At 71.9% G+C, this 15,099-nt stretch carries 11 protein-coding genes; 4 read left to right on the top strand and 7 right to left on the bottom strand.

Annotated elements, in window-relative coordinates:
- Positions 1-60: 60 nt before the first annotated feature.
- The 3 genes from ACH4SP_RS06555 to ACH4SP_RS06545 are packed head-to-tail and all read right to left on the bottom strand — an operon-like array spanning position 61 to position 3,163.
- Positions 61-1,368, bottom strand: a complete 1,308-nt coding sequence (locus ACH4SP_RS06555; RefSeq protein WP_398410352.1) for an ABC transporter substrate-binding protein — start codon at positions 1,366-1,368, stop codon at positions 61-63.
- Entirely contained in the window at positions 1,368-2,201 is an 834-nt protein-coding gene (locus tag ACH4SP_RS06550; protein ID WP_398411784.1) for a carbohydrate ABC transporter permease, read from the bottom strand. Before ACH4SP_RS06550 ends, ACH4SP_RS06555 begins: the two co-directional genes overlap by 1 nt.
- A gap of 17 nt (positions 2,202-2,218) precedes the next feature.
- Positions 2,219-3,163, bottom strand: a complete 945-nt coding sequence (locus ACH4SP_RS06545; protein WP_398410348.1) for a carbohydrate ABC transporter permease — start codon at positions 3,161-3,163, stop codon at positions 2,219-2,221.
- A gap of 172 nt (positions 3,164-3,335) precedes the next feature.
- Here ACH4SP_RS06545 and ACH4SP_RS06540 point away from each other — a divergent pair, with 172 nt between their 5' ends.
- Positions 3,336-4,202 (top strand): phosphotransferase enzyme family protein, encoded by an 867-nt coding sequence (locus ACH4SP_RS06540; protein ID WP_398410345.1) that lies wholly within the window; start codon positions 3,336-3,338, stop codon positions 4,200-4,202.
- Between the two features lie 164 nt (positions 4,203-4,366).
- On the opposite strand, the gene ACH4SP_RS06535 is transcribed toward ACH4SP_RS06540, so the two are convergent.
- Entirely contained in the window at positions 4,367-5,107 is a 741-nt protein-coding gene (locus ACH4SP_RS06535; RefSeq protein WP_398410341.1) for a 3'-5' exonuclease, read from the bottom strand.
- 89 nt (positions 5,108-5,196) lie between these two features.
- Positions 5,197-6,441 carry an SAV2148 family HEPN domain-containing protein gene (locus ACH4SP_RS06530; protein ID WP_398410338.1) on the bottom strand — a complete coding sequence of 415 codons (1,245 nt, stop codon included), beginning with the start codon at positions 6,439-6,441 and terminating at the stop codon, positions 5,197-5,199.
- 219 nt (positions 6,442-6,660) lie between these two features.
- Between ACH4SP_RS06530 and glgX the strand changes: the two genes are divergently transcribed.
- Positions 6,661-8,793 (top strand): glycogen debranching protein GlgX, encoded by a 2,133-nt coding sequence (gene glgX / locus ACH4SP_RS06525; protein ID WP_398410335.1) that lies wholly within the window; start codon positions 6,661-6,663, stop codon positions 8,791-8,793.
- Here the strand turns inward: glgX and ACH4SP_RS06520 are convergent.
- A complete protein-coding gene (locus ACH4SP_RS06520) occupies positions 8,747-10,096 on the bottom strand; it encodes an MFS transporter (RefSeq protein WP_398410331.1) in 1,350 nt (449 codons plus the stop codon). The genes glgX and ACH4SP_RS06520 overlap by 47 nt on opposite strands.
- Before the next feature lie 81 nt (positions 10,097-10,177).
- On the opposite strand from ACH4SP_RS06520, the gene treY reads away from it, so the two are divergent.
- The gene (gene treY, locus ACH4SP_RS06515; protein ID WP_398410328.1) at positions 10,178-12,592 is read left to right on the top strand and encodes a malto-oligosyltrehalose synthase; all 2,415 of its coding nucleotides are present in this window, start codon (positions 10,178-10,180) and stop codon (positions 12,590-12,592) included.
- On the opposite strand, the gene ACH4SP_RS06510 is transcribed toward treY, so the two are convergent.
- Positions 12,487-13,497, bottom strand: a complete 1,011-nt coding sequence (locus ACH4SP_RS06510) for a LysR family transcriptional regulator (RefSeq protein ID WP_398410325.1) — start codon at positions 13,495-13,497, stop codon at positions 12,487-12,489. The two genes, treY and ACH4SP_RS06510, sit on opposite strands and share 106 nt — an antisense overlap.
- A gap of 89 nt (positions 13,498-13,586) precedes the next feature.
- Between ACH4SP_RS06510 and lpdA the strand changes: the two genes are divergently transcribed.
- Positions 13,587-15,011, top strand: a complete 1,425-nt coding sequence (gene lpdA, locus ACH4SP_RS06505; protein ID WP_398410321.1) for a dihydrolipoyl dehydrogenase — start codon at positions 13,587-13,589, stop codon at positions 15,009-15,011.
- Positions 15,012-15,099: the final 88 nt, after the last annotated feature.

Here is a 15,099-nt window from a genome sequence, read left to right as displayed (position 1 = left end):
ACGTCTCGTGCAAGTCTTTTCCCGACGTGTGCACCCGACGCGTGCGCCCCGTCCTTCCGGTCAGCGCTGATAGCGGGCGAGCACCAAGTTGCCGTCCCTCTCCAGGCGTTGGCGCAGCTGCCCCTCGTCGATCGCACCGCTGTAGTACTCCTGGTACGCGGGCGTGGCGACCTTGTCCTTCCACTCCTGGTAGCCGCGCACCGACTGCGCGGGGGCCGGCCGCAGCTGCCCGGCGACGGCGGTGCCGGTGGCCCAGCCGTCCTTGGCGGTGCGCAGCGAGGGGTCCTTGAGGGCCTCGGTGCCGGTGGGCAGCATCCAGTCGCCCTTGGCGAGGCGCACCATGTTGTCCGGCCGGAGGAAGAAGTCGATGAACTCGACCGCCTCCTTCTTGTACGGGCTGTCCTCGGCCACCGACAGAGTCTGCGGACTGACGCCCTGGGTGAGCCCGTCCTTGCCCGCCGGGGCGGGCAGCACCGTCCACGGAAAGCCCTCGGGAGCCTGCTGCGAGATCTGCTGGCGGTACGAGAAGCCCAGCGGGACCATCGCGTACTTGCCGCCGAAGAAGCCCGGCAGGGTGTCCGCACCCCCCATGCCGAGGGTGGCGGCGGACGCGGAACCGTCGGTGTTGACCTGGTCGTGGACGGTGCCGGGGACCACCTCGTCGGAGTCGGTGAAGCGCACGGTGACCTTGCCGTCGCCGCCCTGGTGGAACAGCTCGCCGCCCGCCGACAGGCCGAGGTTGAGGGTGGCGGAGACCGGCTCCTTCAGGGGCCAGGCCACGCCGTACCTCTTGTCGCCGGTCTTCGTCATGTCCGCCGTCAGCTTCTTCGTCACCTGCCTGAACTCGTCCCAGGTCCACGGCTTCGCGGGGGTGGGGATGCGCACGCCCGAGGTCTTGAGCAGCTTCTCGTTGGCGATCAGGACGCGCGGCTCCTGGAGGAAGGGGACGCCGTAGACCTTCTTGTCGAAGGTGGCGGCGTCCCAGCTCCGCTGCGGGATCTCGGACTTGAGACGGGCCGGCAGGAGCTTCGTCAGGTCGGCGAGGTAGCCGCCGTACGAGAAGTCGGCGAGGTCGTCGGACGCGTCGTGGATGATGTCCGGTGCCTCACCGCCCTCGAAGGAGGTGAGGAGCTGGTCGTGGATGCTGTCCCAGCTGCCCTGGACGTACTGGATCCGGACCTTGGGGTGGGTCGCGTTCCACTCCTTCACGAGCTGTTTGTTGATGTCGACGGACTCCTTCTGCCAGGCCAGCGACTGGAAGCGGAGGGTGATCACGCCGTTCTCGTCAGGACCGCGCCCGGCGGCCGAACAGCCGGTGAGGAGCAGGGCCGTCGCGGCGGCCGCGGCCAGGAACCGGGACGTCCGCATCAGCTCTTCACCGCCCCGGCCAGCATGCCGCCCGTGATCCGCTTCTGGATGATCGCGAAGATCACCAGGGAGGGCAGGGTGGCGAGGAACGCGGCGGCGGCGAGCGGCCCGAGGTCGGCCGCGCCCTCGTCGCCGATGAAGTGGGTGAGGACGACCGGCAAGGTCTGCTTCTCCGGGGACTTGAGCAGGACGAGCGCGAAGAAGAACTCGTTCCATGCGGTGATGAAGGCGAACAGCGCGGTGGCGACGAGACCGGGCGCGAGCAGCGGTGCGGTGACCGAGACGAGGGTACGGAGCTTGCTCGCGCCGTCCACCGCCGCAGCCTCCTCCAGCTCGGGCGGGACCGCGCGCACGTACCCGACGAGCATCCAGAGCGCGAAGGGCAGCGACCAGACGACGTACACCATGATCAGGCCGGGCAGCGAGTTGATCAGATGCAGGTTCTTGAGGATCAGGAACAGCGGGATGATCACCAGGACGAACGGGAACGCCTGGCTGACCACGACCCAGCCGGTCGCCATGGTGGTGAGCCTGGAGCGGTGGCGGGCCATCACGAAGGCCATCGGGGTCGCGATGACGACGGCGATCAGGGCGGCGGCGACTGCGGCGACCAGGCTGTTCCCGGCGGCTTCCAGGAGCGGCTGCTCGTCGAAGGCCTGCCGGAAGTTGCCGAGGGTGGCGTCCTTGGGGATCCAGGACGGATGCAGGTCGCCCAGCTCGCGCGGGGACTTGAAGGCCGTGGAGATCAGCCAGAGGAACGGGAACGCGAGGAACACCAGGTACGCGAGCAGCGCGAGGTACTGACCGGCCCTGGCGGGCTTGCTGGTGCGCATGGGTCCCGACGTGAGGCTCACTTGTCGTCGCCTCCCTTGAGACGGCCCACCAGGAACAGGGCGAGGAGTACGGAGATGACCGCGACCATGACGCAGCCCATCGCCGCGGCGTAGCCGAACTGCCCGTAGCGGAAGGCCTCTTCGTACGCGAAGAGCATCGGGAGCCGGGTGCGGCCGCCGGGGCCGCCGTTGGTCAGGACGTAGACCAGGGCGAAGGAGTTGAAGTTCCAGATGAAGTTGAGCGCGGTGATCGACAGGGCGATCGGCTTGAGCGCCGGCCAGGTCACGGCGCGGAAGCGGCGCCAGGCTCCGGCGCCGTCCAGGGCGGCGGCCTCGTGCAGTTCGTGCGGGGTGTTCTGGAGGCCGGCGAGCAGGGCGACGGTGGTCTGTGGCATGCCCGCCCAGATGCCGACCAGGATCACGGCGGGCAGGGCGGTGGCGAGGCCGGTGAGCCAGTCGCGGCCGTCACCGAGGCCCAGGTTGCGAATCGTCTCGTTGAGGATGCCCGCGTCGGGGTTGTAGACGAGGCGCCACATGATGCCGACGACGACCTCGGGCATCGCCCACGGGACGATCGCCAGGGCTCTGGCCAGCCAGCGGAACCGGAGGTTCTGGTTGAGCAGCAGGGCCAGGCCCATGGCCAGCAGGAACTGCGGGACGGTGACGCCGACCGCCCAGAGCAGACCGATCCGGAACGAGTCCCAGAAGAGGGTGTCGTGCAGCAGGTCCCGGAAGTTGAGGGCGCCGACCCACTGGGTGGGGTCGGTACGGCCCGACTGGGAGTCGGTGAACGCGAGGGCGACGCCGTAGAGCAACGGGCCGACGCTGAGGATCAGGATCGGGATCAGGGCGGGGAGGACCAGGAACCAGGTCCCGAAATCCGTCTTCCTCCTCGGCTCCGGTCTGCCCGTGCGGACCGGTTCCGGTTTCCCGGGCCGCCCCTTTTCGGTGGCCAATGACACGGATGGGGCTCCTTCGGGCAGTTCGGGCGACTTATACCGGTCTGGCCGCCCCGGTGACCCCCGTCATCGTGCTGACGGTCCGTGAGTTCGTCAAGCCAACCTGCACGGATGCGAGACTTTGTCGGATTCACTGCGGGAAGAACACCCACCGGCCACACGGGAGAGCACGACGATGGACGAGACGCGCGCACGCGAGGTACTGGAGGCGACCGGCCTCGCGGCCGGGGCCGAGCTGGTGTCCCTGGGCGAGAACGCGGTTTTCGCGGTGGAGAGCGCGGACGGTTCGTTCGTGGCCAAGGTCGGCCGCAGCTCCCCGGACCTGGCCGCCCGCGCCGAGCGCGAGCTGGCCGTCGGCGAGTGGCTGGCGACCGCGGGAGTCCCTGCCGTACGTCCCGCCACCGACAAGCCGTGGCTGGTGGACGGGCACCCGGTGACGCTCTGGCACCGGCTGCCCGATGCCGTACGCCCCTCACAGCCGCGGGACGTCGCCGAGCTGCTGAACCTGGTGCATGCACTGCCCGCCCCGCCGTTCGCCCTGCCGCCGCGGGACCTGCTGGCCGGGGTCGAGCGGTGGCTGCGGCTGGCGGGCGACGCGATCGACGCCGAGGACGCGGTCTATCTGCGGGGCCGCCGTGACGGCTTCGCCACCGCCGCTGCCGCGCTGAACCCGCGTCTGACGCCCGGCCCGATCCACGGGGACGCGCTGCCCCGCAATGTCATGGTCGGTCCGGACGGGCCGGTCCTGGTCGACCTGGAGACCTTCGCAGACGACTTCCGCGAGCACGACCTCGTCGTCATGGCCCTGTCCCGGGACCGGTACGGCCTGCCGGACGACGCCTACGACGCTTTCGTCACCACCTACGGGTGGGACGTCCGCGAGTGGGACGGCTGCACGGTGCTGCGCGGCGCCCGGGAGACGGCGAGCTGTGCCTGGGTGGCCCAGCACGCGCCGACGAACCCGAAGGCCCTGGCGGAATTCCGGCGGCGGGTGGCCTCGCTGCGGGACAACGACCCCGAGGTGCGCTGGTACCCCTTCTGACACCCGCTCCGAGGAGTACGCCGGCGGCTGGTAGCCGTACCGAGGCACGCGTCGATTGCCGGTAGCCGTACCGACGCACGAGCCGGTGGCCGTGCGGTGGCTGTGCCGATGGCCGCCCCGTCAGCCCGACGCCGTCCTGCCCGACGCCGTCCTGCCCGCCCCCGTCAGCCCGTCGTGGTCGCCGGGCTCGGGGCGCGCAGCGGCCAGGCCGGGTCGATGACCGCGTCCGGAGTGCCCTTCTTGCGGAGGAACTCCTGGAAGCCGCCCGCCCAGTCCGCGTACCACCGCACCTGCTCCTGGTGCAGCTCGGGCAGGCCGAGGCTCGCGATCGTGGGGTGCCGCTCCGCTATCGCGATCGCGACCCGGACCGCTGCCAGTGCGTCCGCCGACGCCTCGTGCGCCCCGTCGAGCACCACCCCGTACTCGACGCAGACCGCTTCGAGGGTGCGCTTGCCGCGCCGGTAGCGGTCGACCGCCCGGTCGATGGTGAGCGGGTCGACGACGGGGCCGATGCCCGGCTCCCCCGTGAGCTCCGCGAGCCGGTCGCCGAGTGCGGGCAGTCCGTGTCTCGCGAGCTCGGCGGAGAGCAGCGTGAGATCGAACGCCGCGTTGTAGGCGACCACCGGAACCCCCCGTGCCCAGTGCTCGACGAGGACCTGTGCGACCTCGTCGGCCACCTCGCTCACCGGCCGCCCCTCCGCCGCCGCACGCTCATTGGTGATGCCGTGTATCGCCGAGGCCTGCTCCGGAATCCTGATTCCCGGGTCGGCCAGCCACAGCCGCTGTCCGGCCACCGCCCCGCCCCGCACCTCGACGACCGCCGCCGTCACGATGCGCGACTCCAACGGCTCCGTGCCCGTGGTCTCCAGGTCGAAGCCGATCAGCGATTCCCCGTGCCATCCCATTCCTGGGCCTCCTTGATTCTTCTCCCCCAACGGAGAACCACCCTCGCACGCAGCACTGACAATCGGCCTCGAAGATCTTCCGCGCAGGGCTACGAGACCGGCCGGGAGTCCGTCCACACCGATTCGAATTCCTCCCGGTACGTCTCGAAGAGGCCGTTCTCGGTGTCCTCGCCGTGCCGCACCACCCCGTCGCGCCCGCCCCGTCCGCCGCCGCGCAGCACCAGCACCGGTGCCTCCATGCCGCGCGCCCTGCGCAGGTACGACTGGACGACGGCGAGCCCGCCGGGGCCGTCGCCGTCGACGAGGTACGCGGTGAAGCGCGGCGTCTCGTCGAAGACCTGGATCTGGAAGGCGCCCGGGTCCCGGAGGCTGGCCCGCACCCGGCGCATGTGCAGGATGTTCATCTCCACGGAACGGCTCAACTCACCCTTGCGCAGGCCCAGTTCGCGTTCGCGCCGCTTCACGGAACTGCTGGCCGGATTGAGGAAGAGCAGCCGGACCCGGCAGCCGGCCTCGGCGAGGCGGACCAGTCGCCGGCCGGAGAAGTTCTGCACGAGGAGGTTCAGTCCTATCCCGATGGCGTCGACGCGGCGGGCGCCGCCGAAGAGGTCCTCGGCGGGCAGCTGCCGCTGCAGGCGCACCCGGTCCGGATGGACGGACACGACGTCCGCGTAGCGGTCGCCGACGAGGTCCTCGACGGCGTCGACCGGCAGCCGGTCGGCGGACGGCGCGCCCGAGCCCGCGCCGAGAATCTCCAGGAGGCGGGCGGACGCCCGCTCCGCCTGGGCCAGGACGGTCACGGACAGGGCGCGGTTGCGGGAGACGACGTTGCGGGTGACCTCCAGCTCGTCCAGCGCCAGCTCGACGTCGCGCCGGTCGTCGTAGTACGGCTCGAAGCACGGCCAGTGCTGCACCATCAGCTCGCGCAGCTGGGGCAGCGTCAGGAAGCTCAGCACGTTGTCGTCGGCGGGGTCGAGGAGGTACCCCTTGCGGCGGCTCACCTCGCGCACGGCGACGGCGCGCTGCACCCACTCCTGTCCGGCGGGCCCGGCTGCGGCCACCACCCATTCCTCGCCGTGCACCGGCTCGTAGACGGGGCGCAGCACCGCGGCGACGACGGCGCGCATCCGCTGCTCGACCAGGTTGAGCCAGATGTAGGCGCGGCCGGCCCGCTGGGCGCGCGTACGCACCTCGCTCCAGGCGTCCGTGTCCCAGTCCAGTTCCGCACCGATCTCCATCGGCCGTGCGAGGGAGACCGCACCGGGCGGGACGTCTCCCGGGCCGCCCCCGTGCCCCGTGTCTCCCGGGGGTAGCTCCAGCCCTCCCGAGCTCACCCACGCACCGCCTTCTGAACTCTTGTCCGCCCACCGCCAACGATCAAGGAAGGGTACTCCGCCCGGGGCGGCCGGTGCAGCCGTTCCCCGAGACGGCCGGAACCGCTGGGTCGTCGGCCCGCATTGGGGGATGATTCGGGGGAAGATCTGACGCTACGGCACCGTGTGGGTCCCCCGTTGTTCCGCACCACCCGGATCAGAAGTGGAAGAGTCGATTCGATGCAGGTCTGGCCGGGAGAGGCATATCCCCTGGGCGCCACGTACGACGGCGCCGGCACCAATTTCGCGGTCTTCTCGGAGGCCGCCGAGCGGGTCGAGCTGTGCCTGCTGCACGAGGACGGTTCGGAGACCGCCGTCGAGCTGCGGGAGAGCGACGCGTTCGTACGGCACGCCTACCTGCCCGGCATCATGCCGGGCCAGCGGTACGGCTACCGCGTCCACGGCCCGTACGAGCCCGCCCGGGGGCTGCGGTCCAATTCGGCGAAGCTGCTGCTCGACCCGTACGCGAAGGCGATCAGCGGGCAGATCGACTGGGGCGAGTCGGTGTACGGCTACCACTTCGGGAAGCCGGACTCGCGCAACGACCAGGACTCGGCGCCGCACACGATGACGTCCGTGGTGGTCAATCCGTACTTCGACTGGGGCGACGACCGCCCGCCCCGTACGGCGTACCACCGCACCATCCTCTATGAGGCGCACGTCAAGGGCCTCACGATGCTGCACCCGGACCTCCCCGACGAGCTGCGCGGTTCGTACGCGGCGCTGGCGCATCCGGCGATCATCGACCATCTGGTGGAACTGGGCGTCACGGCGCTGGAGTTGATGCCGGTGCACCAGTTCGTGAACGACCACCGGCTGGTCGACGCGGGGATGAGCAACTACTGGGGCTACAACACCATCGGCTTCTTCGCCCCGCACAACACCTTCGCCTCGTGGGGCGACCGGGGCGAGCAGGTGCTGGAGTTCAAGACGGCGGTGAAGGCGCTGCACGAGGCGGGCATCGAGGTCATCCTCGACGTGGTCTACAACCACACGGCGGAGGGCAACCACCTGGGGCCCACGCTGTCGTTCCGGGGCCTCGACAACCCCTCGTACTACCGCCTGGCGGACGACCCGAAGTACTACACGGACACGACCGGAACCGGCAATTCCCTGCTGATGCGGTCCCCGCACGTGCTCCAGCTGATCATGGACTCGCTGCGGTACTGGGTGACCGAGATGCGGGTGGACGGGTTCCGCTTCGACCTCGCGGCCACGCTCGCGCGGCAGTTCCACGAGGTGGACCGGCTGTCGTCGTTCTTCGACCTGGTGCAGCAGGACCCCGTCGTCAGCCAGGTGAAGCTGATCGCCGAGCCGTGGGACGTCGGCGAGGGCGGCTACCAGGTGGGCAACTTCCCACCGCTGTGGACGGAGTGGAACGGCAAGTACCGGGACACCGTGCGCGACATGTGGCGCGGTGAGCCGCAGACGATCGCGGAGTTCGCGGGGCGGCTGACGGGGTCGTCGGACCTCTACCAGGACGACGGACGGCGGCCACTCGCCTCGATCAACTTCGCCACCTGCCACGACGGTTTCACGCTGCACGACCTGGTCGCGTACAACGACAAGCACAACACCGCCAACGGCGAGGGCAACCGGGACGGCGAGAGCCACAACCGGTCGTGGAACTGCGGTACGGAGGGCCCCACCGACGACCCCGAGATCCTGGCCCTGCGGCAGCGGCAGATGCGCAACTTCGTGGCGACGCTGATGCTGTCGCAAGGAGTGCCGATGCTGAGCCACGGCGACGAGTTCGCCCGCACCCAGGGCGGGAACAACAACGCCTATTGTCAGGACAATGAGCTGGCCTGGGTCCCCTGGCCGGGACCGGACTCCGACGGCAACAAGGCGGAGGACGGCACGCTCCTGCTGTTCACGCGCGCGATGGTGGCGCTGCGCCGCGACCATCCGGTGTTCCGGCGGCGGCGCTTCTTCCACGGCCGGCCGGTGCGGGGCACGCAGGACGAGCTCTCGGACATCGCGTGGTTCACGCCGGAGGGCGAGCCGATGGCCCAGGAGGACTGGGAGGCCGCGCACGCCAAGGCGCTGACGGTGTTCCTCAACGGGGAGGCGATCTCGGAGCCGGGCACGCGCGGCGAGCGCATCGCGGACGACTCGTTCCTGCTGATGTTCAACGCGAGCGCCAGGACGCTGGAGTTCATGGTTCCGGAGGACCACGGGGAGCAGTGGGAGGTGGTCGTGGACACCGCCCGCGAGGACGGGGTCCCGCCGGGCACGGGAGGCAAGCACGACGCGGGCGAGCACCTCACGCTGATCGGCCGGAGCCTGACGGTCCTTCAGCGGCCCGCGTGAGCGGCTCAGCCGGCTCGGCCGCCGCCTCTTTCGCCTCTTTCTCCGCCGCCGCAGTACCTACTGCGGCGGTACGGGTCCTGCCCGCGCCGGGGCGCACCGCCCAGGACAGCCCGGCGCACAGCACCGCGGCGCCGGTCGCGACGGCGAAGGCGGCGGGCGGGCCGCTGCTCTCCGCGAGGCGGCCCGCGAGGGCGAGGGCGACGGCCTGGCCGCCGACGATGCCGCTCATCAGGAAGGCCATCGACTCGGCCAGCCTGCTCGCGGGGGCGATGCGTTCGGTGAGCCCGAAGAGCGTGATCATGTGCGGGGCGCAGGCGACACCGAGGACGATCACCACCACGTACAGCAGCCACAGTTGCGAGACGAACACCAGCGGCACCGACAGCACCACCAGGGCTGCGGTGGCCGCCCGCCAGCGGGTGCCCAGGCCGATGCGGGCGGGGACGGCGGCCATCGAAAACCCGGCGACGGCGCTCATCACGCCCATGGTGGCGTAGACGAGACCGGCCTGCTCCGGGCGGCCGAGGTGCTCGGTGAGGGCGGTGATGCCCGCCTGGGACGCCCCGAACACGGCGCCCTGGAGGGCCATCGCCACGCGCAGCCCGTACACCGCACCGGCCGGCCTCGTACGTTCGGCGGATGCGGTGCGCGCGGCCGGGCGTAGCAGGGCCGCCGTCGGATGCAGGGCGAACCAGGTACCGCACACGGCGAGGAGGCCGGCGGCGGCGAGCAGTGCGGCGGCCGGGTGCGCGACGGCGACGGCGAGGCCGACGAGGGCGGGGCCGAGGACGAACGTGACCTCATCCAGGGTGCCTTCGAAGGACAGCACAGTGCCGATGAGGCGTTCGTCGGCGTCCTTTCGGCGGGCCAGCGCCAGGGTGCGGGTGCGGGACATCGGGCCGATCTGCGGCACGGATCCACCGGCGACGACGGCGATCAGCGCGAGCGGCAGGGTGTCGGTGCGGGCGAGCGCGGCGAGGACCAGGGCGGTCACCGCGACGGCGTTGACGAGCGTGGCGCACAGCACCACGAGGCGTTGTCCGCGCCTGTCGGCGGCGCGGCCCAACAGCGGCCCGCCGACGGTCTGTCCGGCCGCCAGGGCGCCGCCCACGAGCCCTGCGGTGCCGAGGCTGCCGCTGGTCTCGGCGACCAGCAGCAGGGTGCCGAGCTGGCACATCGCGAGGGGGAGCCTGCCGAGGAAGGAGACGAGGGGCAGGACCGGTCCTGTCAGCGCGATCGCCTCTTGATAGCTCTGCCGGTACGCGCGCAGGGCGCCCTTTCCGTTCCCGTTGTCTCCGGTCATCAGGCGAAATTAACGCCACGCGCGCGAGACGGTGCATGGGCTGATGACACAGAAGCCCCGAATGCGGGTACGTACGTTCGCATGACGCCGACCTCCACCTACCGCCTCCAGCTGCAGCCCGACTTCCCGTTCTCGGCCGCCGAGGAAGCGGTGCCGTACCTGGCCGCTCTCGGGATCTCGCACCTGCATCTGTCGCCCGTGCTGGAAGCAGTGCCGGGCTCGACGCACGGGTACGACGTCGTGGACCACGCGCGCGTACGTGCGGAACTGGGCGGCGAGGAAGGGCTGCGGGCGCTCTCCCGCCGGGCCCGGGCGCACGGTCTGGGCCTGGTCCTGGACATCGTCCCCAACCACATGGCGGTCCCCGCGCCCGAGCACCTCAACCCGCCGCTGTGGGAGGTTCTGCGGGAGGGCCCCGCCTCGCCGTACGCCGGCTGGTTCGACCTGGACTGGGAGGCGGGCGGCGGCAGGGTGCTGCTGCCGGTGCTCGGCGGCCGGATCGGCGACGAGCTGGCGCACCTCTCCGTGGAGGACGGGGTGCTGCGCTACTTCGACCACGCCTTCCCGCTGCGCGAGGGCACCGAGAAGCTGCCGCTGCCGGAGCTGCTCGACGCGCAGTGGTACCGGCTCGGCTGGTGGCGGCTGGCCCGCACCGAGCTCAACTACCGCCGGTTCTTCACCATTTCGGAGCTGATCGGGGTGCGGGTGGAGGATCCGGAGGTGTTCGCCGCCTCGCACGCGAAGATCCTCCAGCTGGTGCGGGACGGGGTCGTCGAGGGGCTGCGGGTCGACCACCCGGACGGGCTGGCCGCGCCGGGCGACTACCTGCGGCAGCTGGCCGACGCCGCCACTGAGGCGGTGGACGGTTCGGGCCGCACGGTGTGGACCGTCGTGGAGAAGGTCCTCACCGGCGAGGAGCGGCTGCCCGCCGACTGGCCGGTCGCGGGCACGACGGGCTACGACGCGCTGCACCGGATCGACGGACTGTTCAACGACCCCACGGGGGCCGATGAACTCACCGAGCTGTACCGGACGTTCGCCGACCCGCCCGGCGACCGCGGCGGCTACTGGGCGGCGACCACGCGCCGGGCCGCGTACCGCGTCCTCACCCACGAGCTGGCCGCCGAGACGGGCTTCCTGGTGCGCACCGCCGAGCGGATCTGCGCCGCCGATCCGGCCCTGCGCGACCACGCCCCGTGGGCGCTGCGCACCGCGCTGCACGAGCTGCTCGTACGGATGCCGGTGTACCGGCCGTACGTGGCCGCCGGCGGCCCCACGCCGGAGGAGGCGGAGGCGACGCTGCCGCCGGAGGCCGTACGGGAGGCGAAGGCGGCGTTCTCCGTACCGGAGGAGGCCGCGGCGGTGGACGTGGTGCGGGATCTGGCGCTCGGGCGGCTGGGGGCGGGGCCCGACCGGGCGGCGTTCTGCACCCGGTTCGCGCAGACCTCGTCCGCGCTGCGGGCCAAGTCGGTGGAGGACACCGCGTTCTACCGGTACGTGCCGCTGCTGTCGGCGGCGGAGGTCGGCGGGGATCCGGGGCGGCCTGCCGTGTCGCCCGACGAGTTCCACGCGTTCTGCGCGCGCCTCGCCCGCGACTGGCCCGCCACCGGGACCGTGCTGTCCACGCACGACACCAAGCGCAGTGCGGACGTACGGGCGCGGCTGTCGGTGCTGACGGAGTGCCCGCAGCGGTGGGCGGGGCTGCTGCGGCGGTGGGCCCAGGCGGCGCCGGCCCCCGACCCGCACGCGGCGTGGACGGCGTGGCAGACCGCGGTCTCCCTCCCGGAGGCGGGGGCCGGACGGCTGGCCCCCGTGCTCCTCAAGACGGCGCGGGAGGCGGGGCTGTACACGAGCTGGACGGAGCAGGACGCGGCCTACGAGCAGGCCCTGGAGGACTTCGTACGGTCGGGTCCCGGCGGGCCCGCGCACTACGAGGTCTCGCTCTTCTCCCGGGAGTTGGCGCCGTACGTCCGGGCGAACACCCTGGGGGCCGCGCTGGTGCACCTGACGATGCCGGGGGTGCCGGAGCTGTACCAGGGGACGGAGCGCGAGTACCTGGCGCTGGTCGATCCGGACAACCGGCGGCCCGTCGCGTACGAGCGGGCCGCTCTCGTGCGCGTGCACGGCAGGACCGACCGGAGCTGTCTGTCGGACGAGAAGCTGGCCCTGACGACGACGGCCCTGCGGCTGCGCCGCGACCGCCCGGAGCTCTTCGGCGAGAGCGCGACGTACGCCCCGCTGGCCGCGCGCGGCCCGGCGGCGCGGCACTGCCTGGCGTTCAGCAGGGCCGGGGAGACGGTCACTGCGGTCACCCGGCTGTCGATGCGGCTGGCGGAGTCGGGCGGCTGGCAGGGGACGGAGCTGCAGCTGCCCGAGGGACTGTGGGCGGATCAGCTGGCGACGGGACGGGAGTTCACGGGAGCGGTGTCCCTGGCGGCACTCTTCGCGGACCGGCCGGTGGCACTGCTGGTGAGGGTGCACACGTCGGCCTCTTGAGGTGTGCTGTCCCCGGTTCCGGTTCCGTACGGTGAGGACCGGCGGAGCAGTTCCGCGAACCGGGCCGCCGCGCCGGTCAGTTCGACCCGCGAGTACACGGTGAGGGCGCGCCGCCACGGCGGGTCGACCGTCAGCACCACGCAGTCCTCGCCGACCGCCCCGCGCACCACATGGGCGGGTGACGTCGCCACGCCGACACCGGCGGCGGCCATCCGTACGGCCGTGGAGGTGTGCTCGGTACGGACCGCCGTGCGCGGTGCGAAACCGGCCCGGGCGCAGGCCCAGTCGAGGAAGGCCTGCCCCTCGATCACCACCTCCATCGCGCACCGCACCCACAGGTGCTCCGAAAGCTCCTCCAGCCTGACCGTGGTGCGGCCCGCGAGGGGGTCGTCGAAGGGGACGACGAGCACGATGTCCTCCTGTCCGAAGTGGACGACGGGGCCCGGCCAGTGCGCGGGCTCCGGGCCCACGGCCAGGTCGGCGACGCCGCGTTCGACGTGGTCCTCCAGGGCGTCGGTGGTGGCGTACTCGTGGAGGTGGAGCGCGACGCCGGGGTGTTCGCGGCGCCACTGGGCGAAGACGTCGGGGAGGATGCCGACGGCGACCGAGTGCAGGGCGGCGATGTGCAGTTCGCCGCCTTCGGCACCGGCTGCCGCACGGGCGGCCCGCTGGGCCTGTACGGCGCTGCGCACGGCCCGTTCGGCGTGCGGGAGGTAGGCGCGGCCCATGACGGTGAGGCCGACGCCGCGCGCTCTGCGCTCCAGGAGGGCGCCGCCCACCGACTTCTCCAGGGCCTTGATCTGGTGCGAGAGGGCGGGCTGGGTGACGTGCAGCAGCTCGGCGGCCCGGGTGAAGGACTCCTCCTCGACGACCGTGAGGAAGTACTCCATCTGCCGAAGACTCATAACTGTCCGCTCCCCCATGAACGTCGTGCATCGCTCCGACAAGATTATTGCCTTGGACGCATCACCGCTGGTGGGCGGAGGGTTGGCCCATGACGAACGAGACAGCGGATGCGGTTGATGTGGCAGATGTGATCGTGATCGGCGGTGGCACCGGCGGCTACAGCACCGCGCTGCGGGCCGCCGCCCTGGGCCTGACGGTGGTGCTCGCCGAGCGCGACAAGGTGGGCGGGACCTGCCTGCACCGGGGCTGCATCCCCTCCAAGGCGATGCTGCACGCGGCCGAGCTCATCGACGGCATCGCGGAGGCGCGGGAGCGCTGGGGAGTGAAGGCGACCCTCGACTCGGTGGACTGGCCGGCGCTGGTGGCGACGCGGGACGACATCGTGTCGCGCAACCACAGGGGCGTGGAGGGGCACCTGTCCCACGCGGGGGTGCGAGTGGTGCGTGGCAGCGCGGAGCTGACCGGGGCCCGTACGGTACGGGTCGACGGGCACGGGGAGTTCACCGCACGCCGTGGCATCGTCCTGGCCACCGGATCCCGCCCCCGTACGCTGCCGGGGCTCGACCCGGACGGACGGCGGGTCGTCACCAGTGACGACGCGCTCTTCGCACCCGGACTGCCCGCTTCCGTCCTCGTGCTCGGCGGGGGCGCGATCGGGGTCGAGTACGCCTCCTTCCACCGTTCCATGGGTGCCGACGTCACCCTCATAGAGGCGGCGGACCGGCTCGTGCCGCTCGAAGACGCCGAGGTGGGACGGCACTTGACGCGCGGACTGAAGAAGCGCGGCATCGACGTGCAGACCGGGGCGCGGCTGCTCGACGCGGAGGTCCTGCCGGACGGGGTGCGGGCGACGGTGCGCACCTCGCGCGGCGAGACCCGCACCGTGGCGGCGGACCGGCTCCTCGTGGCGGTCGGGCGGGTGCCGGTGACCGATGGGCTCGGCCTCGCCGCGGCCGGTCTTGCCACCGACGAGCGGGGGTTCGTGGCTCCGGCGGACTGGTCCCGGCTGGAGACCGCGGTGCCGGGCATCCATGTGGTCGGCGACCTGCTGCCGCCACCGTCGCTCGGCCTGGCGCACGCCTCGTTCGCTGAGGGACTGCTGGTCGCCGAGACCCTGGCCGGGGTCCCTTCGTCGCCCGTCGACTACGCGGCGGTGCCGAGGGTCACGTACTCCTCGCCGCAGACGGCCGCCGTCGGCCTGAGCGAGGGCGAGGCGCGCGCCCGCGATCTGGACGTGGTGGTGAACACGATGCCGCTGACCGCCGTGGCCAAGGGCATGGTGCACGGGCAGGGCGGCATGGTGAAGGTGGTCGCCGAGCGCACCGGCCGGGTGCTGGGCGTCCACCTGGTCGGGCCGAACGTCTCGGAGATGATCGCCGAGAGCCAGCTGATCGTCGGCTGGGACGCGGAACCCTCCGACGTCGCCCGGCACATCCACGCCCACCCGACGCTCTCGGAGGCGGTCGGCGAGACCTTCCTGACCCTCGCCGGGCGGGGGCTGCACCAGCAGTAGCCGCCGCAAGTCGGCACACCTCGAAAGAGGAGGCGGCGGGGCCGGGGGCACGCTCACCCCGACCCCGCCGCCCGTCCGTGGAGGGCCT

The organism is Streptomyces sp. NPDC021093 (assembly GCF_044333135.1).
In the GTDB taxonomy this organism is placed as follows: Bacteria; Actinomycetota; Actinomycetes; order Streptomycetales; family Streptomycetaceae; genus Streptomyces.
The sequence above is the reverse complement of the archived record's forward strand: the minus strand, read 5'-3'. Positions and strand labels throughout refer to the sequence as shown.